Consider the following 26919-nt stretch of genomic DNA (forward strand, 5'->3'; position numbering starts at 1 on the left):
TCTCTCCCCCTCATTTATGATTTCTACTTGTTAGACGTAATGAAAAAGCAAAAGTCGTGTTTTTTTGAAATTTATTTTCATTTTTTTCCTGTACTAGAAAAGTATACAAGAAGAGGTTTGCATATGACCCCTTATCAGCAGAGAAGAAGCTTAACTTTGAGCTTGTTCTTTTTTGTTGAGAGCGTAAAATCTTGTGTGAATGAAAAAGAAGTTAATTTAAAGGGAATTAGATTTTCCTATGAAAGAGTATTAGAAAATCCTTAAAATGAAGGCATAACTATTGTATGTCAATAAGAAATGACAAAGTTTTAATAGGAAATTAAAATAAACGAAACGTTTCAACGTATAGATGTATCTAATAAGTAAAGGGAGGATGAGGTGGATGCAGCATGATGAAGAGATGGTTTCAGCAGCGATTCAAGGAGACCGCTTGGCGCTTCAGCACTTATTAAAAAATGAAAAAGAAAAACTGTACCGGACGGCTTATACATACGTGAAGAACGAAGAAGATTCGCTCGAGGTTTTTCAGCAGACGGTTCTTCAGGCTATTGAATCAGTGCATCAAGTAAAAGAACCATCCTACTTTTCGACTTGGTTGACGCGGATATGCATCAATAAAGCATTAGCAGTTATCAAGAAAAAGAAAAAGTTGATTGTGATAAGTGAAGCAGAAGAACAAAGAACAGAAAATATTATTTCTATTGATGTTGCCCAGCAACTTGATGTGGCAAATGCTTTGAATTTGTTGCCAGAGAAATATAAAACCGCTTTGATGCTACGTTTTTTTCAGGATTTTACGGTGAAGACAAATATTCATCGGGGAATGGCATTATTGAAAAAAACTTGAAGGGAGTGTATGTAGATGAAAGACAAAGAGATTCTAATTAAAAAAGCGATTGAGCAAATAGAAGTGCCAGAAGATCAATTGGATTTGATTATTAGCAACGCATTCTTTGATCTAGCTCGGACAAAAGCAAGAAAGCGACGGAAGTGGCTAATTCCTGCTATAGCAGCATCTATCCTTTTTACTGGCATTTCAGTAGCAACTCTTACTGCATCTCCGACCCTCGCAAATTATATGACAGAGTTGCCAATCATCGGCAGTGTATTTTCAATTTTTTCGGAGAAAGAAGAAGGATTATTACAATATGAACGATTCAGCGAAAAAGTGGGATTGTCGAAAACGAGTAACGGAGTGACGATTTCTATTGACCAGGCAGTTTATGATGGAACCAATGTAACCTTTACGTATACGGTCATGGGTGATGTGGAATTGGATGACTCGACTCATATTACTGGATTTCCAACATTATTGGAAGCAGAAGACGTAAGCACTTCAATGGAGTGGGAGATGAAACAAGATATACTGGTTGGCATAAACAGTATTCCACATCTTAACGAAGAGGCTGCCCAAGTCAATGTACTTTGGGAGCCAGCAAGCCTTTATACTAAAAAAGGAGAGATTGAAGGAGATTGGAAGTTTGAGTTTGCGGTGGACCAACTGAAGAAGGATCCTATCGTTCTGGATGAAAAAGTTTTGGGAAGTGGCGTGACGGTTCATTTTACTGAAGTTACTTTTACGGATATTGCGGTGAATATTGCTTATCAGCAATTAGTTGATCCATCGTTATTAAAAGAGTCGGGAGCTGTAGAAGCCGAATTAATTGCTCAAGATAATTTAGGGAATGTCTATAAAGTTCCGCACAACGGGGGGACTGCTTACGGAGGAGCAAATACACAGGAGGACCTTTTCTGGACAGCAACAATGAGAGGCTTAAATCCCGAAGCGACGGTACTGACGTTTTATCCGTTTGCACATGTTAGCCATATGAACGGAGAAACCCCAGAATCATACCGGATCGAGTTTGATGCTTTAGAAATTAATATGCTTGAAGGTACCCATAAAATTAATAATAATCCTATTTTTCCTGTTTTAAAAGAAAACGAAGAGAATGAAAGCAATTAGAATGCACAAGTGAATTTTTTACTTGCCTTTGATGAACAAGGATGAGCATCACACCAAAAATTCTCGGAAAATAAATTACCACTTTTGATTCTTTTAGCTAAACCCCAAACAGATCACTTACTTTGAAGTGATCTGTTTGGGGTTTAGTGTATTTTGATGAAGGTTTTTCTTTTTTATATACAAAGTTTCTCATTTCAATATTTTTTTTGATGCAAAAACTAACCAATAGAAAAGGATTTAGTGGTCAATCAAGTCAGTTTTACAAAAGCCACAAGTGTTCCTTTGTCACAAGAATCAAAGCCGTTTTTTTTATAAAAGTGACGAATATTTGGAGCTTCTTCAGTTAACAGCACTTTTTGACGCACAGCCTTAAATTTGTCAAGAATACGATCCATCAATTTAGTTGCAATACCGTGGTTTTGGTAGCTATTCAATACTAGGATATCTTGTATATAGATAATTGTAAGGCCATCGCCAATAATTCTTATTAAGCCAATTAAACATTCTTCATCCCAGGCAGATAATACGTATAATGAGTTTGATATTGCTTGTTCTAACTGATTGATATCTTTAGTGTAGGCGTACCATTCCACATCTTCGTAAAGTACTAGTAAATTTTTCTGATCAATTTGCTTGGTTTCTTTGAACACTATAGTCATTATTTGTCCTCCTCAAAATTGTTATTTTGAAGAGTACTTACGTAATTTATCCACTGTCTTATACCTCCTTTAACAATACGATATAAGGATTAAGTTAATTTCTAAAATAATAAAATAAAATTAAAAGTGGAGTAACTGTTTCATCGAGATATAGAAGCGTTGTTTCCATTATTTTATAAATATAATATATTATTCAAACTATTTAAACTTTTTTGGTCGGTACAACTGTTTTTATGAAACGGATCATAGCTGTGATTATGTGACATGAATTAAAATATAAAATTTTCACTAGACAAGGATGTCATGTATTCAATAGAACTTCCTTCGTTTTTCTCCAGATACCACTTCACGAGATAGTATCCAATGGAATAACCGCCCCAGAAAGGCAATTTTTCTTCCTTGCTTCCGAACATGTAGACATCGGTTCTTCCACCTAGTTCGGTGCGACATAATTTATATGTACTTTCCCATAAATCTTTGGCTTGTTGTTCGGTTAGTGCATCTTTATAGGGACCAAGATAGGCATCGCCTAATCTGATTTCCACAAAATGTTCTGCTAAACCTTCTAAAATCAACCGGTCCATTAACGTTTGATTCTGTTTGGTAATAGTCAATGCGTGCATTCGCCAATGATGATGGTATTCATGGTTAATGACTGACCTTAGGGTTGAACGAACTTGAGCGTCAGGAAAAACTGCGAAAAATAGCTTGCCATTCCAGTCAGTGAATGCTGAAACTCCTCCAAGTTTTTCTCTGACAAATTGATCCTGTTCATCAAGAATGAACAACTCAAACTCTATCGCTTTTGAAACCGGGAATTCTTTACAGAGAAGCGTTAATTCATCCTTTATAAAATTCTCATAAGTAAGGCTGTGCATCTTATTTAATTGCGATTCAAGTATCCCAATCTCACTTTCTAAATGAAATATGCCAAAAAACGATCTTGTTTCGAATTCCTCTTCTGAAAGATTGAATATTTCAAGGAATAGATCTTTCCTGCTGGTTCCTGGATATGAGGCTATTGCTTTAAGAAAAGTTTCCATATGAGTAAGGCGAGGAACCACTTTAACCACTCTATTTTCCGCACTAATTTTCAATCACTCCTATCCAGAATGTAATTTAAATTCCTATTAGATTACCATAAATGTAAATCAATAAATATTTGAATTGTTGTTTCGAAAGATGGACTAAAGCTTAGATTCTTGCTACATATGCGAGCATAAGGCGAAGAAAGAAACTAGGAATACCTTCGTTCTTAGATTATATTCTGTTCATTACTTAAACTTAACTATTTTACATATTCCGAATTATAGACAGTAATTTACCACCTATAAAAAACTGAAAATGATGTTAAAAACAAAGAGGGAAAACAGAAGCTAGTTATAAGTGCTTTTGCCTTCCTCTTATTCGTAAAGAGTGTCCATTTTAGAATTCTTAAAACCACAATGTGTTTGTCTTTTTTTGTTATACGTAAATTTCTGATAAGTAAACAGCTTTCTATAACGCCATTCTAAAAAACAACTTTTAATCTTTTATAAATTCGATGGGCCTATCTTTATCTAATTTAAAGGCTAGATTCTGGAAATGACTTATTTTATCAGAATCAGTAATCTGATAATCAAGGTCATTGATTAATGCGTAATACTCACTAAAATCTTTATCACTTTCTGCAACACCAATTGTTATTTCTAAAGACTCATTTTCATTTTCATAAAAAAGGACAAGGTTATCGTCGGTTAACTCATAGGTTCCTTCTCCGTAGACAGGACTCGTTATCGTATTTTCGTTTAAAAATTCTAGTGTCAAAATAGAGCTATACCTATCTGGACTGTCAATATCCTCTTCGAGTACTGGCACATAAGCAACATCGAAAGTTTTCCCAACTAAATCATTAGTATCGCTACAAGCTGAGAGTAGTAGTACAGAAGAGAGTAATAAAAAAGCAAACCACTTATTCATGATGCGTAGCCCCTTTCTTGAAATAAATTATATTTAATCTATATGTTACTTACGTAAGTGAAGTACAAAAGTTTCGGGATATTCGATAAACTAAAATTAAAACAGGCTCTTATGATAGCTTGTTTAGAACAGACGCTATCGGACAAATGAATAGCTCTTTAGAAAACATCCCGAAAGTCATGAACAAAACTTTTAATGAAACGTTAAAAAGATTTGAGTAAATAAGTATAAATTTAAAAGTAAAAATATCGAATTATTTTAGTTAACATATTCCTGTTTATCAAAAGCAGATTTAGAGGAGAAAAGAAAAGAAGCCGGACGTAGCGTATCTTTTCTCCTTTTCTGTTCGTGATACCGTACTTTTAAGAACGCTTTTATTTCCAAAATTATCTAGCTAATGTGTGGAGGTCAAAATATATTTAATGTATGAGTTTCGATTTTAATTAGATTAGATAAAATCTGAACATATCCTCAATAATATCCAAAAGAAGTCAGTGGGTTGACACTAGGATTTGAATGTAACAAAAGTGAAATTAAGTTGCATTCAAAATATGTTAAGGCATAGTATGTTTATTCATACAAAATTTAATGATTGAAAAAGGTTGAGACGGAGTGAAAATATGGAGTTAGTAATGGCAACACCTAAAGAACAACAGAATGGCCTTCCTAATTTTTATCTGCTCAAAAATAATTCTGGAGAAATTGTAGGTAGGGTTAACTTAGTCGATATTGATAAACGAAATAATATAGCGGATATTGGATTTAGAATAGGCGCAGAATACGTGGGAAAAGGAATTGGGAATCAGGCATTGAAGCTGCTTTTAAAAACCGATTTAAGTGTAAAACAAATACGCGGAAAAACGACGACTGTTAACCAAGCGTCTCAAAAGGTATTGGAGAAAAACGATTTCAAACAAGTGGGGGGGATTGATAATGAAGAATTTGAAATGAATGGCCAGAAGCTGAGGTTTGTACATTACTTATGGGGGTAAGTTGGATTCGGTTTTAAGAAATGAAAACAATAATAGGAGGATAATTTATGAAAAAATGGACTGTAGTTTGGATAGTGATCTTCGCCGCAATTTTAGAAAGAGCTGCCCATCATTTGTTTTTAACAGACAGTTTTGCAGTTCGTTTAGTTACAGCATCCATATTCATAGCAATTGGTGTTGGGGGTGGATTGATTGTGCAGAAAAAGAGCTATCATAAGGAAGTTTAAATTATCTTTTAAACAGCAGATGAGACTCGTTTTGAGGTGCCGTAGTGCTAATTGTACTAAATTTATAAGAATGATGTTGAAGGGATTTTTTGAGTTTTTCAATGTAATAAGATGCACACAATTCACTGTTGTTTAAGGATTAGCAATAAATGTTCTAATAAAACGATCACGTTACACACATAACCTTTAGCCAAAATTAAGCTAGGCGATAGATTGAGAACGCAAAAAACCGAATGCGCAAAGGCGCCGACGGTTTTAACAGTCCAGTTATTAAAATGAATTGATGTATGCGTTGAGTTTTTTTTGTATCGAAACATAATTGGTTGTAAACAAAATATACATATTCTCCTTTGTGATGATAACCACTCTATCTGTCGTGCCATAGGGCATTCCAAGTCTTATTGCCTGCTTTTCTTTTCCGCCATAAGTATCATCTGTACTAATGGCTACAATATCAGAGATTGGAATTGTTACTTTTGAGAAAAGCCATTTAATGACGATGTCAGAATTAACTTTTTTTACAAATATCTCAAACAAAATATTCGACCTCCTTATTAATCAGTTTTATATATAGTAAGGTAAATTCCATTGTTAAATTCACGTATTCAGCTTGCAAATATAACTTTTCAAAAGTAGTTCACTGTTTAAAGAATGAAGTAAAAAGAAGGAGAGCAGCTAATACGAACTTTTCCTTTCTTTTTTGAAGTTCTCAAATGGGAATGAGGTGTAAAGTGATTTGGGGCTAGTTCATTCACTTTATCGTTCACTCTTGCATTCTTCATTTGTGTAAAAGAAGATGCTTGCATCTATTTTTTTTGAGCAAATTGTTTTGCAATTGTCGTAAAGCAATAGATCAGGACCATTAAATCAATAATGGAGGCACAATCATCCAGTACAGGATACGGCGAATGCATTTAATAGCGTACTCCTTCAAAAAGATCGATAAAATTCCTAAGTGAACAAACATTGGCAGAAAATGCATACCGTCTGCAATGAAATTAATTGTTTTCAAGACTTTTGTATTAAGCAATAAGAATAAATAGAAAAGTTAGCAAAGTACTCGTTAGTGTTTTCATTTCACTCCTTTTTGTATTTTTTGAAATAAATGTTAGGTTACTTCTATTATTGTATACGCTAAAATAAGAGTGAAGTTTCATAAAGGTGGAATATTCACTCTTTTTAAAAGGGACTTCTAAAGTCATTTGTTGGGAAATGTACTTGTCATGAAGTTATTTTATGAGTTAAGCTGACTAAAAATAGTTACATAATGCAACTTGGCGGAAGGAATGATGCTAAAAAGAAGCTCTTTTAAACCTTATGTACAGATTAAGTAAATTCCGAAAAAATGATTCGAAGTAGTTAAAGCTATGGCTTTTTGCTTTATGGAATATTAGCTAAGAGTGGCATACAAAGAGTTTTCTTTTAATGGCCGTTTAACATGGTAAAATTAAAGGGAAACAGTAGGAAGAAAATCGAGAGTTTAGCTAGATTTACGCTGATTTATAATTATCTGGGTCAATTAGATAGTCAGTTAACAGTTGACCAATTATTGGAAGAGCCACAGCGGAAGACAGCTTTTTCTCTTTATTGTTTATAGCCAAGTGAACTTTTAAGCGATTCTGAAGATGGCATAGATTTGATTTTCTTTATTTAATGGAAGGAGATACAATACCTGAGTAAATTAACGAATAGCACAAAAAGAATAAGCTATAGGTTTTGAGGTTGTATCATTAGAAGATGTTAAATCAATAAGTAATTACAGCAGTATATAAAATGATAGGAAAAAAGTGTACATACTTGAATTGGCCATAGAGAAAATTAGACATTTTTACACTATAGAGGAGAGTCCAAAAATGGAGAATAAGGATAGATGATAAAAAATAAATTAGCACTCTTTAGTTCGTTTATTATTCTAGCTATATGCATGTATTTATTTTTTCCTTTTCCAAATAATGTAATGATAGACGCACGTATTACGTTCATGTCGTTTCCAATCCTCAATCAAGATGGTTATATTTTACTTGGAATAATAGGATCGATTTTGTTTATCGCCGCTTTAACTTTACTTTTCAAAGGCTTAAAAAAATATCAATTTCGAATACTATTTCTAGTTGTCGTTGCATATGCAATTTCACCCAGTTTTCTTATCGCGGCGTATCAAGAAACGTTAGCAAGTGGGGTTGCAGCAATATCTTATGACAATAATGGCCAATGTAATTTGGAGTTGGTAGATAAAAAAATGAGTGGTAAGTGCAATTTTATCTTGCATAATCGGAGTGACGAGGCAGTATCATTTGAATTAGAGTTTATAGATACTATTTTTATGGAAGAGACTGTAGAATTGGAGTCGCTTATGAATTTAGCCGGTCCGTATCGTATCACTATAGAAGCTAATCAAGAAAAAACTGTGCATTTAAATGAATTACTCGACGTAACAGATGTCCAAGAACATATTGGTGGAGGAACATCGACTGATATCCATTTCAAATTGATAGATAATGAAGGGGAACGTGTATTGTAGAAGGTCATGGTGAAGACGCATATTGAATTCCAATAAATTGGGATTTACATATCGCAGTCGATTGGAAGCTATTCGAATAGAAAGAAAAAAATAGACTTTGATCAGCATCTTCTTTCTCTTTTGTCTGCAAAGTATATTTTACGAAAAATCTTTTAGTATTACAGTGAAGACCAATACAAAAGCGTATTCGATTTTCTTCGAATACGCTTTTGTTGCTCCAGTAATGAGCCTATTATGAAGAAAATAGAACTTACTCTCCACCGCTAGTATAATTATTATCGCCCATTTTAAAATTTGTACTTTCTCCAGGTCGCGTGTGGGGATTGCTCACTTTATGAGTGAAATCATTTCTTCTCTTACGTTTCCATTCTATAAATCCTCCGAAAGCCAATAGAGAAGTTATCGGAATGACAAAAATCCACATCCGTTAAGCACGTCCTTTCAGTGAATTGGTTGAATAATTGTATTTTAATTTACAAAAAGCAGTACTCTCAAGCTCAATTAGTTGATTAATTTGAATTTTAACACAAATATTCAAATCTTTCATTAATGTCAAAATTAACGAATAATAATTTTATAGAGAATCGGATTTTAAACGGTGAAAATCGCAAGTTTTTTAACAAAGTCATTGACGAAAAGAACGCTCCATCAGTTCCTTTACAAAATTTGGTTTTCACTTTTATCTTCATGAAAACGACCTTTGAAGATATATGTTAGCGTAATAAAGATATAAATGCTTAATGTAACACCTGTAATGACTATAGGAGTTGTGGCAACAATTCCAATAAGAATAGCGCTCAAAGCGATGATGGCTGCCCAGGTTGTGTAGGGGAACCATTTTACTGCGTAGGCACTCGTTTTTTCTGGATGTATTTTTCGGGATTTTAGGTGTGCAACCGCAATGATTAGCCAAATAAATAATACGGTATAGCCAAGTGAACCCATTAAGAACTCAAAGGTTTTACTGCCTGCAAATAAAGAAATAATGACACCCGCATATAAAGCAACTGTACACATGAATATGGCGTAGACAGGTACTTTCCTTTTTGATAAATGTGCAAAGATTTTAGGAATACGACCATCTGCAGCTTGCGTATACAGGACGCGCGATGAGCCATACAAGCCCGAATTCATAGATGAAATAATAGCGAGTATGACAACGGCATTCATAATATGATCAGCGCCTGGTACACCAATCATCTTAAATACCATAACAAACGGACTTTCCGGTACTCCGTTTACTTCATTCCAAGGAATTAAGCTGACAATAATAAAAAATGGAAGTAAATAAAAGGAAATGATGCGTACAAGTGTGCCACCTACAGCTTTTGGTACAGCTTTTTCTGGATTTTTGGTTTCGGCTAATGTAATACCAATAATTTCAGTTCCTCCATAAGAATAAATCACAACAAGCATAGCGGCGACTAAACCGGAGGGTCCATTCGGCAAAAAACCACCATGGTCTGTTAAGTTAGAAAAACCAATAGCTGTGTGGTTACCAAATGTGACGAGTAACAGGATTAACCCGGCTACAATGAACACTACGATAACAGCAATTTTGATTAATGCCAGCCAGTATTCTGTTTCCGCGAAAACTTTTACGGATAACAAGTTTATGACTGTAACCAATATGGAAACAGATAATGCGAGTATCCAAATCGGATAATTAGGTAACCAATATTGAATGAAAATAGCTGCAACTACTGATTCAGCTGCGATATTTAATACCCACATCTTCCAATAGATCCAGTCCAGAAAATAAGCAGGATATTTTCCTAAAATCGATTGCACCAAATCTCTAAAAGTTCTTGCTTCGCTGTTGCGGACGGCCATTTCTGCTAAGCCCTGCATAACAAATAATAGAATAATACCACCTATTAAATACGCAATAAGTACGGCTGGACCTGCCATATCAATGGCTGCACTGCTCCCTTTAAATAATCCGGCGCCAATAGCACCACCCAATGCCATCATCATGATATGACGTGATGTCATCGTTCTCTGCAATTTCTCGTTATTGTTTTCCATTTTCTTACCTCCTAAAATATAAAAGGCATGCCGTCAGTTCCTTCATGAGTACATGAAAGAAGAGACGACATGCCTTGTGCAAACCGCGGTACCACTCTAATTGGTTCTTTATGAACCCTACTTGACACCTTGTAACGGGGGTGAATCGTTAAAGCGTATAGATAGCTCTATGTGCTTTACCACTCCTAGGCAAGTTCAAAGGATTAGTGGACTGCGTTGCACCAACCCGCAGCTCTCTTGACCAACTAATACACTTTTACTACTCCTACTCATCGCGTTTCTTTAAAATTATCTTTTAGTTTAAGTACTCGTGCTCGTTTAAATGCCCTTGACCCTTCATTTCAAAATATCTCCAAAATACAAAATCAAAAAAGGCATGTCGTCTGTTCCTTCATGAGTACATGAAAGAAGAGACGACATGCCTTGTGCAAACCGCGGTACCACTCTAATTGGTTCTTTATGAACCCTACTTGACCACCTTGTAACGGAGGTGAATCGTTAAAGCGTATAGATAGCTCTATGTGCTTTACCACTCCTAGGCAAGTTCAAAGGATTAGTGGACTGCGTTGCACCAACCCGCAGCTCTCTTGACCAACTAATACACTTTTAATACTCCTACTCATCGCGTTTCTTTAAACTATATAAGAAAAGTTTTAACTGTTATTCAACACTATACTTACAGCTTCTAATCTTGTCAATCATTTATTTTGAAATAATTTTAAACAAAGACATCATGTGAATTTCAGAGATGTTTTTTAAGCGTTGAATATAAAAAAGGTAACCTACTTTCTAGTTTTTGTGACAAATTACGCAATTTAAAAACTACCTTATTTATAAAGAAAGAATAGTGAGGACTGTTAGAGAAATACACAACAGATGGGTATATGTGTATCTAGCGCTATTTACTGAATTGCTGTATGCGACAGCGGTTTGATTTAATATGGCCGTACTCGTATTCTGATAATAGGGAAGTTTTTTCAATTTGTCGATTGCTGATTCAGTTTTCTAGCTGATCGAAAAGCTATAAAGACAATCCAGTACCTGATCTTTACTACTTTTTTGATGGGAGTGGACGTGCGATGCATTATGACGTAATTGTAATTGGAGCAGGATCGATGGGAATGGCAGCAGGTTATTTTTTAGCAAAGAGTGGAAAGAAAACGTTATTACTAGATTCTTTTAGCCCTCCGCACAATAAAGGAAGTCATCACGGGGAAACAAGAATCATTCGGCATGCATATGGAGAAGGTGGAGAATACGTCCCTTTGGCACTTCAGGCTCAAAAATTATGGAACGACTTAGAGGAAATGACGGGAATATCATTATTTTCTGCCACTGGTGTGTTAAACGTTGGCCATGAAAAAACTGATTTTATCCAGAACATCATCTCGAGTTCAAAAACCTATTCGTTACCACTTGAGACTCTAGCCTCACCTGAAGTGAACAAACGTTGGCCCGGCATAACGATACCTGCCAAGTACATCGGATGTTTTGAACCTGCATCCGGCATACTAAAATGCGAGTCGTGTATTAGAGCATATAGAACACTTGCAGAGCAGCACGGTGCTACACTTTTGATGGATAGTAAAGTGAACGAATTATCGGTTCATGATCAAAGAGTTACCGTCAAAACTGAGGCTCAGACTTTTAGCTCGGATGCTTTGGTGATTTCAGCAGGCGCATGGTCTCGAGACCTTCTTTCCATGTTGGGGTTAAATCTGCCGTTAAATCCAGTAAGAAAAACATTTGCTTGGTTTGATGCTGGCGAAAATCTATACAATCATACGAATTTTCCAGCTTTTACGTTTGCGACATCTCAAGGATTCTATTATGGTTTTCCGAGCATTGATGGTTCCGGATTAAAAGTTGGCCGCCACGATGGAGGACAATCAATTGATCCAGACAAATCCATCCCAGAATTTGGACAGCTAGATGAAGACAGAACAGATCTAAGAAACTTTTTAAATCATTATATGCCTTCAGTAAAACAACTAAAGTATGGAAAAACATGTATGTATACATTGACTCCTGATGAAGATTTTATTATCGATTTACATCCAGACTACTCAAACGTCGCTATTGCTGCAGGCTTCTCTGGACACGGCTTTAAATTCAGCAGTGCCGTTGGTCAAATTTTGAGTGAATTGATCAGTTCTGGGAAGACTGAACAAAACATTGCACCATTTTCACTGGATCGATTCAACTAAATTTTTGAACTATGCAACCGTAGTTCGTGTTTAGGCGCAAAGAGAGGAGCTAAGCGCATTCTTAATTACTTATAAGTTTGGGAAAATCTATTCAAATAAATCATGCCAATTGACGAATAGAGTCTGTGCTTCAATCCATTCAAAAGAGTGAGTTATTTTTTAAAAAAAGGAGAATTTGTGGCGAGTTGTATAAATGGTCATGTTAAATGGAGTTTGACAGAAATAGGATAACTTGATTTCGTAAATGGAAAAGACTATCCAAATTAGGATGACAAAGAATGTATATCGTTTTGATCATAAGCTTTGTTCGGCTTGAGTTACTTGTGTTTAATAGTTATTCTAATTCTTATTTTCAAGGTTCAATTGAGTGATAAAGATGAGCCTTTTTTCTGTTTAACTTGAGACGTAAAGTGAGACAATAGTTATCTCCTTTTAGACGGTATTTCTCAAAGTGACAATTAGCATTGTAAATTTTACCATTAGTGATATGCTAAAATCATCTATTCGATAAGTGGAGGATTTGTATGAAAGCGATGAATAAGTTATTTTTGGTTTTTTCCCCCTTTGTACTCTTTCTATTGGTAAGTGGATGTTCAAATACGAATGTCTCAAAAACGCTCGTTATTGAAAATCCAAAAGGTTACGAGGGAATTTTGGTTTCCGATGCTTCTTCACTGGTCAAAACGGATGGCTATGAAGAGGTTTTCGTCAAAAGTGAAGATAAGGCTAATGAGTTGATTGACCTGTTAAATGGGAAAGAATTGTTTGAACCAAACGAAAAAGAGATTCAAAAAAGAACCGCTACACTAGAACAGTCAGGCAGTTACCGTGTGTTGCTTTACAACAAACCAAGTGTCAACAGTAAAAGTGAGGATATTCTGCCTTTTCTCTTTTATCAAGATGGAACGATTCAAGTAGACAAAGAAGGAACTTCGTATTTTATCAAAAATCCGCCAAAGGATTTGCTAACTCAATTAAAAACCGATTGGAATATTAAGTTTTGATAGTGAACGTACTCCGAAATATGCCAAGGAATGTCGTAGGAGTAGGAAGCAAACTTTTAAATACAGAACCGATTCCATACGGAAGAGCACCTAAAGCAAGTAGAGACATTCTGATGACTTAAAAAAATTCAACGGTGGAGGAAGCTTCATAGGAAAGTTGCTGCTTTTTTTAAAATTCATTGACTTTTATTTTACTGCTATTAATCTGCTACGTAATAGGTGCTGGATAGAGTATTTATAGCGAACGGAGAAAGAATACAGTTCGCTTATAGAAGTTGAGCGCAACTGAAAGAAGTAGCTCAGTCTCTGTCGGCATTTCAGTAGGTTATGCTCATTTAAACAAACATACAATAAGGGAAAGCTGTCGAAAGCTCGACATCTTTTCCTTTTTTCTTTTGAACACCTGCTTTTTTTATTTTTTATTGCTAAAATTAAAAAGAAAGTGAGACCGTTTTCTATGGTACGCGGTTAGTATTAAAATAAGAGTCGAATCGACAATAACTGTGCGATTAAAATAGAGAGGAAGTAAAGCGTGTTAACCATTTATAAATCCTCACCGGATGGAATATTAAAAACAATAAAAAAATTCGAAAGCAATTGCTGGATCAATATTACCGCACCGTCAAAAGAAGAACTTGAGGAAGTATCTCGTTCTTGTAAGATCCCAATGGATTTTTTAGAAGATCCATTAGATTTGGAAGAAAGTGCTCGTATTGAATATGACGAAGAAACGAATAGCACGTTGCTGATTAATGACTTTCCAATCGTCGATGTGACCAACGACCAGTTTAATTCGTATATCACTATTCCCATCGGCATTATCTTAGGGAGCGACTACATCGTCACGGTTTGTCAGCAGCCAAGTAACTTTTTAAACGGACTCATTAAGAAAAACGTCAGCACCTTAATGAAAAGTCGATTTGCCTTAGAAGTATTATTGTCCATATCAACCCAGTATTTGGACAACTTAAAACACCTTAATAAGCATCGCCTTAAAATAGAAAGTAACTTGCGTGACTCATTAACAAACAAGCAACTTTATGACCTAATGGAAATTGAGAAAAGTTTGGTGTATTTTCTCACCTCGTTAAAGTCAAATGCAACCGTCATAACCAAACTGTTTCGTATCCATTCGATCAAGTTGTACGAAGACGATAAAGATCTTTTAGAAGATGTGAAAATAGAAAACAATCAAGGGATTGAAACGACCGAATTGTATACGAGAATTTTGGACAGCATCACAAGTTCATATTCTTCGCTCATATCAAACGAATTGAACAATACGATGAAAACGCTAACGCTATTTACTGTGTTTTTAACTCTTCCAACATTAGTATTTAGTTTTTACGGGATGAATGTAGATTTGCCTGCAATGGGTACTGACTCGACTTCATGGGTTAGTACACTTTTAATAGCGTTGATCTTGGTTGTCTTAATTGGGGGGGCATTGTGGAAAAGAAGAATCTTCTAATAACGACACATAGCGAACAAAACAGCCGATTTTTAAAAATCAGGCTGTTTTTTAGATGAAGAGATCTTTTTAACGGAAGTTTTGTCATCTTGCAATAATACTGAAGCCTATCCATTAGAAATTACTTTTCTAGTTTTTATTAGGATGACTCTGGCAATCATTGAGTATGCTGATTGATATTTAAATTCAGGAGTTGTTAAATTAAAAACAATTGATACAATATATAGGAACTTAGTAATAGGTTTAAATAACTAATTAGAATCGAGGAGAAGTCAAATTGAAAAAAGTATTAAGTGTTATCGTCATACTGTTTATCCTATTCCCTTTGTTTTCATCCGTAACAGAAGCCACTACTGTTCGTGAGGCAAAGAAAACACAAGTTACGACACAATTCAGGACATCTGCAAGTCCAAAGGCAAGTGTCATAAGTACTTTGCCAAAAGGATCTTTAGTAACGCATTTAAATACGGTAAAAGGCGGATGGTCTTACGTTCAAACAAATAATAAAAAAGGGTATGTAGCGACAAGTTCCCTTACTGTTCCAAACAGTAAAACTAAAATCGTGAGCTCAAAAAGTGGGTTAATCATAAAAGACACGGAATCATCAAATTCAAAAACCATCTCTACTCTTAAACAACATGTAATTGTAGAAGATTTTGGTGTAGTTGGAGGTGGTTGGTCCCTCATAAAGTCGGGGAATGTGATAGGCTATGCTAACTCCAAGTCCATTACTGATACAAAGCCGGTTAAAAAGTATACGAATACTAACGTGACACTCCGAGATGCTGCGACCACAAGTGGGAAGAAGACAGGTTCTCTAAATAACAACAAAGAAGTCTATGTTCATTCACAAGTATCCAACTGGTCGTATGTAACAAGTGGTTCCATAAAGGGTTATGCACCAACTAGTCAATTTTCTGCAAAAAAACAAGAAACAAGCCTACAAACATTGAATTCATTTACTGACTTACGCCCGTCAAAAATCAAATGGATGAACTATTATTTTGATGGAGATGTGTTACAAGGGAATATTCGAAGTTTTGTTGAAAATAAAGAGTATAGCTATACAGTTCCTTCTATTTACACATCATTTTCACCAAAAAGTTTTCAGATTGGGACACCAGAATCTGACTTTATTTGGATCAATATTCCGGCGCCATTAACTCAAAACAAAGCTGCTGCTCTCTATGATTTTGACTGGAATTCGTATAAAGATGTTCAGATTGGAAATGCGTACCTACGCAGTACAAAGGAAACAATCACGACACCTGCAGGAACATTTAAAAATGTTGTACACATTGAAACAAAAATGACTAATATATCTTTTACGATTCACTATTATTTTGCGCCAGGATATGGATTGATTAAAGTAAAAGATTCTAAAAATCGTCTATCCTATGAATTGCGGAGTTATAAATAATAAGAGCGTTGATTGGGATTCAAATAGATTGAGATAGAGAATAAACTGATTACTAGTTATGTATAGCTTATCTTTCAGTTTTCTCTAATTAATAGGACTGTTTATTAAGTAACGCTCGTTCAATATTACATTGAACGAGCGTTACTTAATTTTTTTGTCAAAGGATTGCTTAAATATTTTTGGGTTTATTAATTTGTTTGAATAAACGAAACTTTCTCACTTCTGATTACGTATATAGAGGTATATTGAATTAGGTGTTACTAATGAAAGGCAGGAGAGTTTTATGAAGCGATTTTTCTACTATTTCATCTGGACATTAGTTATTGGATTTTTAATCTATTTAGGACTGTACTTTCAAGAACAATTAGTTACAAAATCGCAAACGACGTTTACTCTTTATCCACTTCGAGCTTACATTATTTTATTTCCAATAATGATTGGTTTACTTTTGCGTACACCCAAATTTATTCTCGAGATAAAAGAACGGCAGAATCACTCATTCGATTGGATTAAATTTATTGCTGTGGGTTTGCCGGTGTTTGTTATTTTAGTCTTTTCTTTTATGCCTTACTTACCAAATAGCGAAAGCTGGACTCCGGTAGTTAATATGAATATCAATCTCATTCTTTACAGTGGCACGACGCTACCTACTATTGCCGGACTGATTTTTGGTTATGTGCTGTTGGATAGTTTTAAAAATAAAGATTCTGTGAGATTTTATAAGTGAATCTATGGGAATCTAAACTAATAGTTAGTTGCAAGATCTATGCTTTCTATCAAAAAATAACATGTCTTATAAGGAGGAGTCGTAAAAATGAGCGGAAAAGAAATTCTGTATGCTTTCAGAAATGATTTAAGCAAATACTCGCCTGAACAACTGAAGAAAATTTCAGGGAAAGGCGTTTGGTCGATCGGACAAATGTATGATCATATCATCTTAGTAGCACACGAGTATCTCGATCATGTCGAGACCTGTGCCGAACAAAAGCAAGAACAACTACTAGGAAAAACTCCTTTTGGTGAGCAATTAGTTCAAAGAGGTGGATTTCCCCCTATTAAAATCAAACTTCCAGATGAAGTAAATGCACCGCCCAACAATTCTGATAGCCAAAAAGAGCTTATAAATAGAATTAATGAGCTGATTGAAAGACTAGAACAATGGGAGGTGAAAGTAGATTTGATTAACCCCAATTACAAAGTTGAACACGGAGGATTTGGCTGGCTGAATGCCAAAGAATGGTATGCATTAGTCGGTATGCACAGTCACCACCATTTACGCCAACAAGAGGAATTAGAAAGATCTTTATAGAGCTAAGTAAGGAGTAAATTACTTCTAGCAATAAAAAGCAAATCCCCAGTGGAATAAATTCCGCTGGGGGTTTCTAAAATAATAGTGTTTTAAAATTAGTTAACTCCTACAGCTGTAAACGCAGCTTTGACACTTGTAACTTCTGTACTTGAAGCTCCATAGAGGTCAGTTGCAGCTTGGATTGTTGCAGCGCGGTAATGACTATAGTTTGAATTTGGTGTTAAATACTGTGTTAATGTGCGGTAATAAATAGCGCCCGACTTATTATTGCCAATACCAGTTACAGTAACGCCATAATGCGTTCCACCATTCGCTAATAAGTAAGCAGCCTTATTGCTTATTCCCGAGTTGATATGAACACCGCCGTTGTCACCTGCACCTGTGTAACGCTTCGAATAATGATCAGGATCACCACTTAATGTAGGATCTTTCAATGAGCGTAAGGCGTCACCCGCAACATTCGGCGTATAAATATCTTCACCAACTTGCCAATCGGGGTTGTTATTAAAATGATATTCAACAAGTGTTCCAAAAATGTCAGACATCGACTCATTAATCGCACCGGACTCGTTCTGATAAATCAAATCAGCAGTTGTGTTTGTTACGGCATGTGTCAGTTCGTGAGCGACAACATCAAGCGCTCCAGATAATGGAATGAAAGTGTTGCCATCTCCGTCACCATAGACCATTTGAGAACCACTCCAGAAAGCATTATTGTAGCTGCGACCGTAATGGACCGTGGAAATTACTTGTGCTCCGTTACCATCGTAACTATTGCGGCCATGAACGTTTTTAAAATAGTCATAAGTATTGCCTGCATAGGCGTGAGCATCAACTGCAGCTCCGTCATACACGGCGTTATAAATATTGTCGCTATCCAACCACAAAGTTCCTGGAGTCTGCGTCCGGTTTTTAGCATCGTAAGTTAAAATGCCGTTTCCTCGTGTTCCATCAACCAAGTAAGAGCCATTGCTGTTAGTCAAAGTATTGAACGTTTTAGCATCTCTTAGAACGCCCTTTCCGCTACCCATCGTATTACTGCCAGTTATACCAGGTCCACCAGATGATGGTTTTGCAGCATGAATTTGGTTGTAGGATTCCACTATTTGTCCAGTTTTAGCATCAACAAAATATTGATAATTTCCGGGCTCTGGATATAAGAATTCAAATTCTATACGATAAGCGAAACTCGCTTGTCCATCTTTGGCATAAACAACCAATTCTGGTGTTGTTTCAGATTCAAGCTCTGGTGAATTGCCAATTTTTTTGGCTAAGTCTGCTTTAGCGTTTTTAAGCGCTGTATCTGCTTTTAGCGTAGCTCCTTTTTTCAACGATTTTTTATCAAATAATTCAGGTGTTAAGTTACCTGAAATTGAAGTAAGAACACCATCCTGATCGACGTGCGCATTTATTTCAGATCCAAAAACAGGAACTCCTTTGAATTTTTGCTGTAATTTTAAGTTTGTAAATCCAAGCTCGTCTTTTTCCTCGGAAAGGGTTTTAAAACTTGAAAATTCCTTTTTACCAATTTTATATATTTCCTGATTTTCTTCTAAATAGGCAAATACAATTTCTTTTGCTGATTTAGTAGAAGGCATTGTAAGTTCGCCAGCAATAAAATCAGGCATTTGTGTTTCTTTATTGATGTGAACTTTTTCTGCTGTTTGTTGCTGAGTTAACGTACTTGCGGAAACCGCTGTTGCTGATAACGCTAGTGATGCTGCCAAACTTAAAGTCAGTAATTTTTTCTTATTCATCAAATTCACTCCTTCTCGTTTTACCGGCATCGAAGCTCGGTGTAAATAGCATAACTTTTTAACTTTTCTGAATATATAGGGTAGATTATGTGTTTTAAACATCACAAAAAAGTGATAATTATACTTCCAAAAGTTAAAGAAAAACGAATTATGTATAATTTGTAGGACTATGTAAGTTGGAAATTAGGGAAGTATTCGATAAGTTAATGTAAAATAATGAAACAGGCAGTAAAGACTGAAAAATCTATTTTTTAACTCATGTATATAAAGCCTACACTGTACATTACGAGATAAATTTTAAAAAAGAGGAGAAACAAGATGTCTATGAATTTTATTGGCTTGATGGCAAGGAAAAAATCGTTAAGTATTGGCATGCTATTCAAAAAATTCTGCATGAATCGAAATCAGGGAATTTGCTGTACGACTGTGTTCGTGGTTGGAGATATTGTTTCAGGCACAATAAATTTTGAGAGTGTACGATTTGGTTCAACAAAAGTTAATTTCAGTAAACTACATCGCAATTTGTAAAAGTTTGGATAGTAATTTATACGAGTACTACGAAGGGAAATAACATTTTGTGACTTTGAAGAGAGCTTATTTATACAGAAAAAGTAATAGAACAAACCAGGTACGCGTCGCTTACTAATGAAAGCGGATCGTAAACGAAAAAAAGAAGGATAGCAGCTCACTTATGAGCCATTCTATCCTTTTTTCTATAAGCCTTTTAAAGTCGTAAATATAGTAAGAAGGAGTAGAGATGTCTACAACGGGTGTCCTTTTTTTAATTTATGAACGGATACATTTAGTCAAGTCAAGAAATACTCTCGGTACGTATAGAAAGTAAATCCGAGTGCCAATACGAAGTATAAGACTGAACCAATAAAAATATAAGACCTTTCTGATACGTGAACTTTCTGTTCCATTCGAATTCCTGTTTGTCCTTGAATTGACATATCTAATCGACGACTCGTCATCCCACCCTTAGATTTAAAAAAGTAAACGAGGGCTAAGGCCAACCCTGCGAATGGGATTGCAATATCTAAGAAAGCTAGTTGTAGAGCAAAGGCACTTGCCCAATTGCCAAATGCGATAGTCGAAAGGGTTAAAAGAATTATGAATATTTTTTTCATAGCTACCTCCATTTTATATTTTTTGTAATAAATGTTAATCTATTTAGTTATTCTTTACGTTACAATAGAAAAAAGGTTTCAAGAAAACAGAATATTAAGCAGATTAACTAGAACCTCTAGCAATGCCGTGAAAAAAAGAAAGGAAGAGAAGAAATGATTGAAGTTAAATTACAAGCAGCATTGGTGCATGCTGGAGTCAACCGAGCGAGTTTTCTCGGTGAAGGAGCCTGGCATTATGCCTGGAAAGTATGTAGAGAAGAAAAAAAAATAGTGCTTCGAATTCCAAAAGCGATTGCTTATGGAAAATCTGTCTCGTTTGATGAAGAGGCATTTAAAGCAGAGTATGCAGGCACTGAACTCTACTACTGGGCTGTAAATAAAGCTCAAAAAGGGGCGGCACCGGATTTTTTTAAATTCCATGTGTCGACTGAGCTGACTTACACGTTAGAAACATATAGAGGAAAACAAATTGATTTACACAGTATGACAGAAAAAGCGGCTTTTCAGATAGGCAGTAAAGTCGGATCAATCCATCGTAAAACAGAAGATGTTCCACATGGATTGAGTGGTTTTGGTTATCTAACTTGGTCAGAAGAAAATGGACTAAAAGGCACATTAAATGGAGATGTACACGAATTTTTGAAAGAAGAAAGCAAGGAGCATTTAACAGATTATCAAACGCTTTGCCTTGCACATCCGAAGTTTGAAGACAGTGTGGTTAGTAAAGCACTTCAATTAGCTGTGACTAGTAGAAAAAAAGCATTTACGAAACCGCAACTTGTTAATCAAGATGCTTCGCCAGAAAATATTTTGATTGATGAAAATGGGTTATGTCTAATTGACCCTTATCCTAGTATCTATTATTCAAGAGGAATGGCCGGCAACTTTATGAATCTCTACGAGACATTTTTTATCGCTCTTTCGGATACACCTCGTTACAGCAGACATCAATTTTCAACATGTGCGGCTAAATTAAAGTTGGTTGCGCAAGGATATATAACCGGTTATAGTGCCGGCAATCGACAAATTGCTAGTGAAGTGAGAGGAGAGCAGTTGCTTCAATTACTGGAAACCGCTTATAGCCATTTTTGTTTGCTTTCAGAGGATCTTGCTGAGGAAACAAAAATTCGATATGGCAGTAAGGAAGAAATCGAAGCGAGGTTACCGGTATTTTGTGAAGAGCTAAAGGATTTAGCCTCTTCTCAAATTGATGAACTTTTGTATTTTCAACCAAAGAAATAATTTATTTTAGTAGAAAATTATGTTCACGTTGCATGTCTAATTTGTTAATAGATTTAGATTGCGTAGAAAGAAGGTGTTCAGACAATGAAGAAGGATCATAAAGAGAATCCAATTAACGCAGCTAAGCAATTTGTGAAAAAGAATCATCCCTCCTGTGATGCAGCATTGCTCGCAGGAAGTGTAATTCGTGGTGAGGCAACAGCAACATCTGATCTTGATATTGTGGTATTCGATCATCAGTTACGCTCTTCTTACCGAGAATCATTTATCGATTTTGGTTGGAATATTGAAGTATTTGTTCATAATTTGACTTCGTATAAGGAGTACTTTTCAAGTGATTGCGAAAGAGCTAGACCTTCAATGCCTAGGATGGTAGCCGAAGGGGTGGTTTTAAAAGACAATGGAATTATTGAGCGAGTAAAAGCAGAAGCGGAGGTATTACTAGATAGGGGTCCGAAAGAGTGGCCAACCCAAATCATCGATACTAAACGATACGTTATTACCGATTTACTCGATGACTTTATCGGATGTCATGACCGAGCCGAAGCGATCTTTACTGCTGGCGCTATAGCTGAACTCATAAGTGAATTTGTACTACGAACAAACAAGCAATGGAGTGGTTCGTCAAAATGGATAATTCGATCGTTGAGACACTATGATTGTGAATTTGCTAATTATTTTATTGAAGCTTTTGAGGAATTTTATAAAAATAACAACAAACAAAAAATTATTCAACTGGTTGACGAAGTCTTACTGCCTTATGGAGGACGGTTATTTGAAGGTTTTTCTTCGGGTAAAAGTTAATGAGAATGACAGAGGTGTTGAAGGTGAAATTAGACCATGTAGCCATGAATGGGAAAATAGCGGTTGAAATATTGAAATGGGAGTATGATTCTCCTTATGATTTTTACAACAATAAGTTAACGCAAGAGACACTGGCTGAAATGATGGATGGTTCATACTTTGTTATCACCAATGATTTAAGCGAGTTAATCGGTTTCTTCTGTACCGGTAAAAGCGCCCAAGTTCCAAGTGGGAAAAAGTTCAAAGTATACGTAGAACCCCTTTTTGATATGGGATTAGGGATGAATCCTCAACTAGTAGGAAGAGGTAACGGATATGAGTTCTGCTCATATATTGTTAAAGTCATCGAAGAATATTATCATAGTCACTACTCTATTCGATTGACTGTAGCGAAATTTAACCAGAGAGCCATTTACTTATACAAAAAGCTTGGGTTTATTCAAGTTAATGAATTTAGTGCAAATTTTACAGATTTTATTACGATGGTGAAAAAACCTAGCTTTTACAAAGGCTTGTCTGATACTCGAGATAATGATAAAGCTTAACGAGTAAAGGGATGGATACAGAAGCTATTGAGATTAATATGTCTAACATCCAAAAGGAGTATAGAGAATAAAAATCACAAGAGTTATTGTTAATTTATCCAAAGAGAGAAACGATTAAACGTTGGAATTTAGATTCTTTATACGAGGACGGGAGCCAATCAATTGAACTAAGAAAATCATTAAATCATTTGGCGTAGAACAGTAAGACGCTGGCAATGATATCGGAATTTATAGAGTTGTACCAAAGAAAAAAGATTTCCAAGCACTTCTTAATAAGATTGAGCGATTCCAAAAAATCCTTAGTGAATGGACGCAAATGAATGAATTTTTGACTTGCATATGTGCTAAAAACGTGGAGCTAGAAAATACTCATCTACAGAAGAAAAATGTACTATAGAAACGGAGAAGAGGCGTCATTCGACACCTCCTCTCCGTTCGTTATTTCTGAATCATCTACGATAGGTAACTTAAAGCTTACTTAACAAACTAATCGATGCTGTCTGTTTGATTTTTCATAATTTGCTCATCCATCGGGCCAATAATTTTTTGAGCAATTTCGCCTTTTGTATTCAAGATATATGTTGTTGGTACAGTGCGAATTTGATAAGTTTGAGCGACGCTACCTGTCTCATCCATAGGCATTGTGAAGGTTAAGCCAAATTCATCAATAAACGAACCGATTGCTTGTTCGCCATTATCTTGCTCTGTCAAATTGACGGCCAGTATTTCGACATCGCCATCTAGATTGTTTTCATGAAATTGCTGCATGTGTGGCATTTCTGCACGACACGGAGGACACCAAGTAGCCCAGAAATTGAGAATAACTTTTTTGCCGTGATAATCGGATAACTGAACTGTTTGACCATGTTGGTCGGTCAAAGTGAAATCGGGTGCTTTTGCTCCTAGAGAGAGTCCTGTTGAAGTAGGTGTAATGGTTTCTGATTGCTTAGTTGATTCACTCTTCGTAAAGAAATTGAGCGCCATGATGCCAATAGCAGCTAAAAGCAGAATTCCAAAAAGTATTTTTTTAATCATAGAGTCTGTCCTTTCTGTTCAAAGCGGATGTACATGATGCTAGTGACAATCGCTAGTAAAATGAATGTTGCGTTTTGCCATGACCAAAGCGAACCAAATGCACTTGAAATTAGCAACTCTAATGTTAATAATGCGGCAAGCAATAATACGTTCGGGACGTCAGTACGTTTTGCGAGAAAGCGAATAGCCAGAATGCTTATAATCAGAAGCAAAGTATGTAAAATTGCTTCAACCACATTTTTTTCAAAGCTTTGCAGAATTGCTTGATAAGATAAAAAGAACAAAAGCCAGGCAAATGCGGATTGCTTCGCTACCTTCCATTGTTTTTTCTGCACCATAATTAAATAGATACTAACGACAACAATTCCAAGGAAATGTCCATATAAACCGCCGTTAAAATAAAGGATGGATAAAGGCATATTACGAAAGTTTTCGAAATGAAACAGGCTGTAACTGAGTTTCCAGGTAAGGATATAGAACGTCAGCGCATTCCAATACCATTCTCCAATTTTTTCTCCGGTAAAAAAACGCATGAAAAGCTTAGCTACGGCAGCTGCTAACAAAACAGCAATCCATATAGCGGGAATGGTCAGATGAAAAATAGGAATGTAGCTCATGATTGCTCTTCTGATCGGATAGTATTCATTACAAAAGTACCTCCATCTGTATTGGAATTTAACTACTCAACGTGTCCCATTATAGCTGAATGCACATTTTTTTCATCTTTTTTGTTTTGCAGTTAAGCTAAAACAAGATGATTATAAGAGGCACAGTATGATGTCATGGCAGGAACGCTTTGAAACAGAGGAATAGTTGTATAGACAGTGCCAAATGAATTCATCGAAATGATTTATCCGAAATTCATACCTAGTACAGTTACTTTTTTATACAGAGTATCCTATAGATTACCATAGAAATTCACCCTATGAAGACGATTTCACAAATTCGTCTTAACTACAGAAGTAAGTGAGCAGACTTTTATCAGTGATTATGAAAAAAGCTAGAAAGTGACAGTTGTCAACTGAGATAAATACGCTCTTTTTTAAGCAACAAAAAGACGTCTAGCTAGCACCTATTTTCAAGTGCTGGCTAGACGTCTTTTACTTGAATAAATCATTTAGTTTGTCATTGAGGCAAAGGGACCAAATTACAATAGTTTTAGCTTGTTACTGCTTCTTCACTTCTTAATAGGCTTGTTGTCTAAAGGCTTTTCCGACAAGGCAGAAAGTAATTGTGCTTCTTGTTTTTCTTTTAACTTTAAATGAGTTTTTGTATAGCTCGGATTAATCGTGCCGCTGCCTAGTCCTTCATTAATCATCTGGTCAATCGCATGAAAGCGATCAAGTGCTGTTTGTTGTGGATCTTTCATGTTACTTCCTCCTTATTGTCGTTTTAGATTTATCTGGGACAGCATATCGATTCGAATTCCTCATACTTTGCATCATTTTCATTTAGTATACCACATTATCTCAATTTTCTGATAAATATGTTAAGATAGAGTTAATCTTTTGAGTATGAAATAGAGAAAAAGGAATTGGGGTTTATAGAAAAGTCAATAACGTTTAGTTTACACAATAAAACTATTGCTACGCTGATTAAAAGGAGATGAGAATCGTGGGAAATGTGCAGAAGACCGTTATTTTTGAAATCGAACGAAGAAACACGCCGGGAGAAAGTTCTTACTGGGAAGAATTTGAATTACCCTATGTGATGAACATGAACGTCATTTCTGCTTTGATGGAGATTCGACGAAATCCTGTCAACATGAAAGGAGAAAAAACGACGCCTGTCACATGGGATATGAACTGCTTAGAAGAAGTATGTGGAGCCTGTTCGATGGTTATCAATGGCTATGCTCGCCAATCATGCACAGCTTTAGTTGACCAATTAAAACATCCTATACGGCTACAGCCTATGAAAACATTTCCAGTTGTTCGTGATCTGATTGTTGATCGCAGTTCGATGTTTGATACGTTGAAAAAACTCAAAGTGTGGATTCCGATTGATGGAACTTATGATCTTGGCGAAGGTCCGCGCATGCCAGAACGCAAACGCCAGTGGGCATATGAGTTGTCCAAGTGTATGACGTGCGGTGTTTGTTTAGAAGCTTGTCCAAACGTCAACGACAAAACCAATTATATTGGGGCAGCTCCTATTTCACAAGTACGCTTGATGAATGCCCATCCAACGGGTGCGATGAACAAAGATGAACGGTTGACCTTACTCATGGGACCGAGCGGCATTCAAGAATGCGGCATGGCGCAAAACTGTGTAGAGGTTTGTCCGAAAGGAATCCCGTTAACCACGTCGATTGCCTCGATGAATCGCGACATAACAGTCCAAATGTTTCGTAATTTTTTTGGGAGTGATCATATGGTTAACTAGAATAGACTAGTGCTTTTTCTCAAACGAATTATAGTCGAAATCTATTTTTTAGTAGATGTGGGATGTTGACCGAATAGATAATTTTGAGTAATTCGTCTTAGGATTAAATTATTAAAGCTATTGATTGTATATTCGCAGGGGTTGAGATGAGGCTACAGTCTGTAGTTTTTCGTCTCAAACCTGAGCCAAGAAATGTATAAGTATTTACGTGAGACAGGATGAAATCCGTTATGATATATGCAATAATATCTTCTGAAT

The 26919-nt window shown here is 35.8% G+C and carries 27 protein-coding genes and 2 other annotated features; of the genes, 17 read left to right on the forward strand and 10 right to left on the reverse strand.

The window, feature by feature from the left end:
* The first annotated feature begins 123 nt into the window (after nucleotides 1-123).
* From QMF37_RS14375 to QMF37_RS14385, 3 genes are all read left to right on the forward strand, one after another.
* Nucleotides 124-264: a hypothetical protein gene (locus QMF37_RS14375; protein ID WP_283478637.1), complete on the forward strand. Its 141-nt coding sequence runs from the start codon at nucleotides 124-126 to the stop codon at nucleotides 262-264.
* A 118-nt stretch (nucleotides 265-382) separates the two neighbouring features.
* Nucleotides 383-847, forward strand: a complete 465-nt coding sequence (locus QMF37_RS14380) for a sigma-70 family RNA polymerase sigma factor (RefSeq protein ID WP_245830161.1) — start codon at nucleotides 383-385, stop codon at nucleotides 845-847.
* A 15-nt stretch (nucleotides 848-862) separates the two neighbouring features.
* The gene (locus QMF37_RS14385; RefSeq protein WP_078080470.1) at nucleotides 863-1966 is read left to right on the forward strand and encodes a DUF4179 domain-containing protein; all 1104 of its coding nucleotides are present in this window, start codon (nucleotides 863-865) and stop codon (nucleotides 1964-1966) included.
* 248 nt (nucleotides 1967-2214) lie between these two features.
* Here QMF37_RS14385 and QMF37_RS14390 read toward each other — a convergent pair whose 3' ends face one another.
* From QMF37_RS14390 to QMF37_RS14400, 3 genes are all read right to left on the reverse strand, one after another.
* Complete coding sequence (locus QMF37_RS14390; protein WP_283478638.1) at nucleotides 2215-2625, reverse strand: GNAT family N-acetyltransferase; 411 nt, start codon at nucleotides 2623-2625, stop codon at nucleotides 2215-2217.
* 269 nt (nucleotides 2626-2894) lie between these two features.
* Nucleotides 2895-3722, reverse strand: coding sequence for a DUF2268 domain-containing putative Zn-dependent protease (locus tag QMF37_RS14395; protein ID WP_283478639.1), 828 nt, complete (start codon nucleotides 3720-3722; stop codon nucleotides 2895-2897).
* A 427-nt stretch (nucleotides 3723-4149) separates the two neighbouring features.
* Nucleotides 4150-4584, reverse strand: coding sequence for a hypothetical protein (locus QMF37_RS14400; protein WP_071154275.1), 435 nt, complete (start codon nucleotides 4582-4584; stop codon nucleotides 4150-4152).
* Nucleotides 4585-5204: 620 nt separating this feature from the next.
* On the opposite strand from QMF37_RS14400, the gene QMF37_RS14405 reads away from it, so the two are divergent.
* Both QMF37_RS14405 and QMF37_RS14410 read left to right on the forward strand, forming a co-directional pair.
* Nucleotides 5205-5576 (forward strand): GNAT family N-acetyltransferase, encoded by a 372-nt coding sequence (locus tag QMF37_RS14405; RefSeq protein WP_078080468.1) that lies wholly within the window; start codon nucleotides 5205-5207, stop codon nucleotides 5574-5576.
* 47 nt (nucleotides 5577-5623) lie between these two features.
* Nucleotides 5624-5803, forward strand: a complete 180-nt coding sequence (locus QMF37_RS14410; RefSeq protein ID WP_149456768.1) for an ABC transporter permease — start codon at nucleotides 5624-5626, stop codon at nucleotides 5801-5803.
* A 270-nt stretch (nucleotides 5804-6073) separates the two neighbouring features.
* On the opposite strand, the gene QMF37_RS14415 is transcribed toward QMF37_RS14410, so the two are convergent.
* Entirely contained in the window at nucleotides 6074-6340 is a 267-nt protein-coding gene (locus QMF37_RS14415; RefSeq protein ID WP_071154278.1) for a SunI/YnzG family protein, read from the reverse strand.
* Between the two features lie 1333 nt (nucleotides 6341-7673).
* Between QMF37_RS14415 and QMF37_RS14420 the strand changes: the two genes are divergently transcribed.
* Nucleotides 7674-8324 carry a hypothetical protein gene (locus tag QMF37_RS14420; RefSeq protein WP_071154279.1) on the forward strand — a complete coding sequence of 217 codons (651 nt, stop codon included), beginning with the start codon at nucleotides 7674-7676 and terminating at the stop codon, nucleotides 8322-8324.
* A gap of 657 nt (nucleotides 8325-8981) precedes the next feature.
* On the opposite strand, the gene QMF37_RS14425 is transcribed toward QMF37_RS14420, so the two are convergent.
* A complete protein-coding gene (locus tag QMF37_RS14425; protein ID WP_149456771.1) occupies nucleotides 8982-10352 on the reverse strand; it encodes an amino acid permease in 1371 nt (456 codons plus the stop codon).
* A gap of 57 nt (nucleotides 10353-10409) precedes the next feature.
* Nucleotides 10410-10634, reverse strand: a binding site (T-box leader).
* Between the two features lie 124 nt (nucleotides 10635-10758).
* Nucleotides 10759-10984 (reverse strand) — a binding site (T-box leader).
* A 447-nt stretch (nucleotides 10985-11431) separates the two neighbouring features.
* Between QMF37_RS14425 and solA the strand changes: the two genes are divergently transcribed.
* The 6 genes from solA to QMF37_RS14455 all read left to right on the forward strand — a co-directional run bounded on the left by solA (nucleotide 11432) and on the right by QMF37_RS14455 (nucleotide 17763).
* A complete protein-coding gene (solA, locus tag QMF37_RS14430; RefSeq protein ID WP_283478641.1) occupies nucleotides 11432-12559 on the forward strand; it encodes an N-methyl-L-tryptophan oxidase in 1128 nt (375 codons plus the stop codon).
* A gap of 524 nt (nucleotides 12560-13083) precedes the next feature.
* Nucleotides 13084-13563 (forward strand): hypothetical protein, encoded by a 480-nt coding sequence (locus QMF37_RS14435; RefSeq protein ID WP_071154282.1) that lies wholly within the window; start codon nucleotides 13084-13086, stop codon nucleotides 13561-13563.
* Nucleotides 13564-14095: 532 nt separating this feature from the next.
* The gene (locus tag QMF37_RS14440; protein WP_058385157.1) at nucleotides 14096-15034 is read left to right on the forward strand and encodes a magnesium transporter CorA family protein; all 939 of its coding nucleotides are present in this window, start codon (nucleotides 14096-14098) and stop codon (nucleotides 15032-15034) included.
* 277 nt (nucleotides 15035-15311) lie between these two features.
* Complete coding sequence (locus QMF37_RS14445; RefSeq protein ID WP_283478642.1) at nucleotides 15312-16454, forward strand: SH3 domain-containing protein; 1143 nt, start codon at nucleotides 15312-15314, stop codon at nucleotides 16452-16454.
* Nucleotides 16455-16737: 283 nt separating this feature from the next.
* Nucleotides 16738-17181, forward strand: a complete 444-nt coding sequence (locus tag QMF37_RS14450) for a hypothetical protein (protein WP_283478643.1) — start codon at nucleotides 16738-16740, stop codon at nucleotides 17179-17181.
* 87 nt (nucleotides 17182-17268) lie between these two features.
* On the forward strand, nucleotides 17269-17763 hold the full coding sequence (locus QMF37_RS14455) for a DinB family protein (protein WP_283478644.1): 495 nt from the start codon (nucleotides 17269-17271) through the stop codon (nucleotides 17761-17763).
* Nucleotides 17764-17858: 95 nt separating this feature from the next.
* Here the strand turns inward: QMF37_RS14455 and QMF37_RS14460 are convergent, their stop codons facing one another.
* Nucleotides 17859-19520 (reverse strand): M4 family metallopeptidase, encoded by a 1662-nt coding sequence (locus QMF37_RS14460; protein ID WP_283478645.1) that lies wholly within the window; start codon nucleotides 19518-19520, stop codon nucleotides 17859-17861.
* 318 nt (nucleotides 19521-19838) lie between these two features.
* Here QMF37_RS14460 and QMF37_RS14465 point away from each other — a divergent pair, with 318 nt between their 5' ends.
* The gene (locus tag QMF37_RS14465; protein ID WP_283478646.1) at nucleotides 19839-20048 is read left to right on the forward strand and encodes a hypothetical protein; all 210 of its coding nucleotides are present in this window, start codon (nucleotides 19839-19841) and stop codon (nucleotides 20046-20048) included.
* A gap of 278 nt (nucleotides 20049-20326) precedes the next feature.
* Here QMF37_RS14465 and QMF37_RS14470 read toward each other — a convergent pair whose 3' ends face one another.
* Nucleotides 20327-20650: a hypothetical protein gene (locus QMF37_RS14470; protein WP_058385159.1), complete on the reverse strand. Its 324-nt coding sequence runs from the start codon at nucleotides 20648-20650 to the stop codon at nucleotides 20327-20329.
* 153 nt (nucleotides 20651-20803) lie between these two features.
* Between QMF37_RS14470 and QMF37_RS14475 the strand changes: the two genes are divergently transcribed.
* The 3 genes from QMF37_RS14475 (at nucleotide 20804) to QMF37_RS14485 (ending at nucleotide 23241) form a co-directional block, all read left to right on the forward strand.
* A complete protein-coding gene (locus QMF37_RS14475) occupies nucleotides 20804-21892 on the forward strand; it encodes a hypothetical protein (RefSeq protein ID WP_283478647.1) in 1089 nt (362 codons plus the stop codon).
* An 84-nt stretch (nucleotides 21893-21976) separates the two neighbouring features.
* Entirely contained in the window at nucleotides 21977-22696 is a 720-nt protein-coding gene (locus QMF37_RS14480; protein WP_283478648.1) for a nucleotidyltransferase domain-containing protein, read from the forward strand.
* Nucleotides 22697-22719: 23 nt separating this feature from the next.
* The gene (locus QMF37_RS14485; RefSeq protein ID WP_349307307.1) at nucleotides 22720-23241 is read left to right on the forward strand and encodes a GNAT family N-acetyltransferase; all 522 of its coding nucleotides are present in this window, start codon (nucleotides 22720-22722) and stop codon (nucleotides 23239-23241) included.
* A 486-nt stretch (nucleotides 23242-23727) separates the two neighbouring features.
* Here the strand turns inward: QMF37_RS14485 and QMF37_RS14490 are convergent, their stop codons facing one another.
* From QMF37_RS14490 to QMF37_RS14500, 3 genes are all read right to left on the reverse strand, one after another.
* Nucleotides 23728-24276: a peroxiredoxin family protein gene (locus tag QMF37_RS14490; protein ID WP_058385162.1), complete on the reverse strand. Its 549-nt coding sequence runs from the start codon at nucleotides 24274-24276 to the stop codon at nucleotides 23728-23730.
* Nucleotides 24273-24893, reverse strand: coding sequence for a hypothetical protein (locus QMF37_RS14495; protein ID WP_071154285.1), 621 nt, complete (start codon nucleotides 24891-24893; stop codon nucleotides 24273-24275). The genes QMF37_RS14490 and QMF37_RS14495 overlap by 4 nt, the downstream gene beginning before the upstream one ends.
* Nucleotides 24894-25453: 560 nt before the next feature.
* Nucleotides 25454-25645 carry a hypothetical protein gene (locus tag QMF37_RS14500; RefSeq protein WP_058385164.1) on the reverse strand — a complete coding sequence of 64 codons (192 nt, stop codon included), beginning with the start codon at nucleotides 25643-25645 and terminating at the stop codon, nucleotides 25454-25456.
* Between the two features lie 236 nt (nucleotides 25646-25881).
* Here QMF37_RS14500 and sdhB point away from each other — a divergent pair, with 236 nt between their 5' ends.
* Nucleotides 25882-26661, forward strand: a complete 780-nt coding sequence (sdhB, locus tag QMF37_RS14505; RefSeq protein ID WP_283478649.1) for a succinate dehydrogenase iron-sulfur subunit — start codon at nucleotides 25882-25884, stop codon at nucleotides 26659-26661.
* The last annotated feature ends 258 nt before the right edge of the window (nucleotides 26662-26919 follow it).

Origin of the sequence: Planococcus sp. S3-L1 (assembly GCF_030063085.1) — a bacterium.
Classification (GTDB): Bacteria; Bacillota; Bacilli; order Bacillales_A; family Planococcaceae; genus Planococcus; species Planococcus kocurii.

Excerpts from the sequence above, each read along its gene's own strand:
- QMF37_RS14375 (WP_283478637.1), top strand. The coding sequence starts at position 124 with ATGACCCCTTATCAGCAGAGAAGAAGCTTAACTTTGAGCTTGTTCTTT.
- QMF37_RS14380 (WP_245830161.1), top strand. The coding sequence starts at position 383 with ATGCAGCATGATGAAGAGATGGTTTCAGCAGCGATTCAAGGAGACCGC.
- QMF37_RS14385 (WP_078080470.1), top strand. The coding sequence starts at position 863 with ATGAAAGACAAAGAGATTCTAATTAAAAAAGCGATTGAGCAAATAGAA.
- QMF37_RS14390 (WP_283478638.1), bottom strand. The coding sequence starts at position 2,625 with ATGACTATAGTGTTCAAAGAAACCAAGCAAATTGATCAGAAAAATTTA.
- QMF37_RS14400 (WP_071154275.1), bottom strand. The coding sequence starts at position 4,584 with ATGAATAAGTGGTTTGCTTTTTTATTACTCTCTTCTGTACTACTACTC.
- QMF37_RS14405 (WP_078080468.1), top strand. The coding sequence starts at position 5,205 with ATGGAGTTAGTAATGGCAACACCTAAAGAACAACAGAATGGCCTTCCT.
- QMF37_RS14410 (WP_149456768.1), top strand. The coding sequence starts at position 5,624 with ATGAAAAAATGGACTGTAGTTTGGATAGTGATCTTCGCCGCAATTTTA.
- QMF37_RS14420 (WP_071154279.1), top strand. The coding sequence starts at position 7,674 with ATGATAAAAAATAAATTAGCACTCTTTAGTTCGTTTATTATTCTAGCT.
- QMF37_RS14425 (WP_149456771.1), bottom strand. The coding sequence starts at position 10,352 with ATGGAAAACAATAACGAGAAATTGCAGAGAACGATGACATCACGTCAT.
- solA (WP_283478641.1), top strand. The coding sequence starts at position 11,432 with ATGCATTATGACGTAATTGTAATTGGAGCAGGATCGATGGGAATGGCA.
- QMF37_RS14435 (WP_071154282.1), top strand. The coding sequence starts at position 13,084 with ATGAAAGCGATGAATAAGTTATTTTTGGTTTTTTCCCCCTTTGTACTC.
- QMF37_RS14450 (WP_283478643.1), top strand. The coding sequence starts at position 16,738 with ATGAAGCGATTTTTCTACTATTTCATCTGGACATTAGTTATTGGATTT.
- QMF37_RS14455 (WP_283478644.1), top strand. The coding sequence starts at position 17,269 with ATGAGCGGAAAAGAAATTCTGTATGCTTTCAGAAATGATTTAAGCAAA.
- QMF37_RS14460 (WP_283478645.1), bottom strand. The coding sequence starts at position 19,520 with ATGAATAAGAAAAAATTACTGACTTTAAGTTTGGCAGCATCACTAGCG.
- QMF37_RS14465 (WP_283478646.1), top strand. The coding sequence starts at position 19,839 with ATGTCTATGAATTTTATTGGCTTGATGGCAAGGAAAAAATCGTTAAGT.
- QMF37_RS14470 (WP_058385159.1), bottom strand. The coding sequence starts at position 20,650 with ATGAAAAAAATATTCATAATTCTTTTAACCCTTTCGACTATCGCATTT.
- QMF37_RS14475 (WP_283478647.1), top strand. The coding sequence starts at position 20,804 with ATGATTGAAGTTAAATTACAAGCAGCATTGGTGCATGCTGGAGTCAAC.
- QMF37_RS14480 (WP_283478648.1), top strand. The coding sequence starts at position 21,977 with ATGAAGAAGGATCATAAAGAGAATCCAATTAACGCAGCTAAGCAATTT.
- QMF37_RS14490 (WP_058385162.1), bottom strand. The coding sequence starts at position 24,276 with ATGATTAAAAAAATACTTTTTGGAATTCTGCTTTTAGCTGCTATTGGC.
- QMF37_RS14495 (WP_071154285.1), bottom strand. The coding sequence starts at position 24,893 with ATGAGCTACATTCCTATTTTTCATCTGACCATTCCCGCTATATGGATT.
- QMF37_RS14500 (WP_058385164.1), bottom strand. The coding sequence starts at position 25,645 with ATGAAAGATCCACAACAAACAGCACTTGATCGCTTTCATGCGATTGAC.
- sdhB (WP_283478649.1), top strand. The coding sequence starts at position 25,882 with ATGAGAATCGTGGGAAATGTGCAGAAGACCGTTATTTTTGAAATCGAA.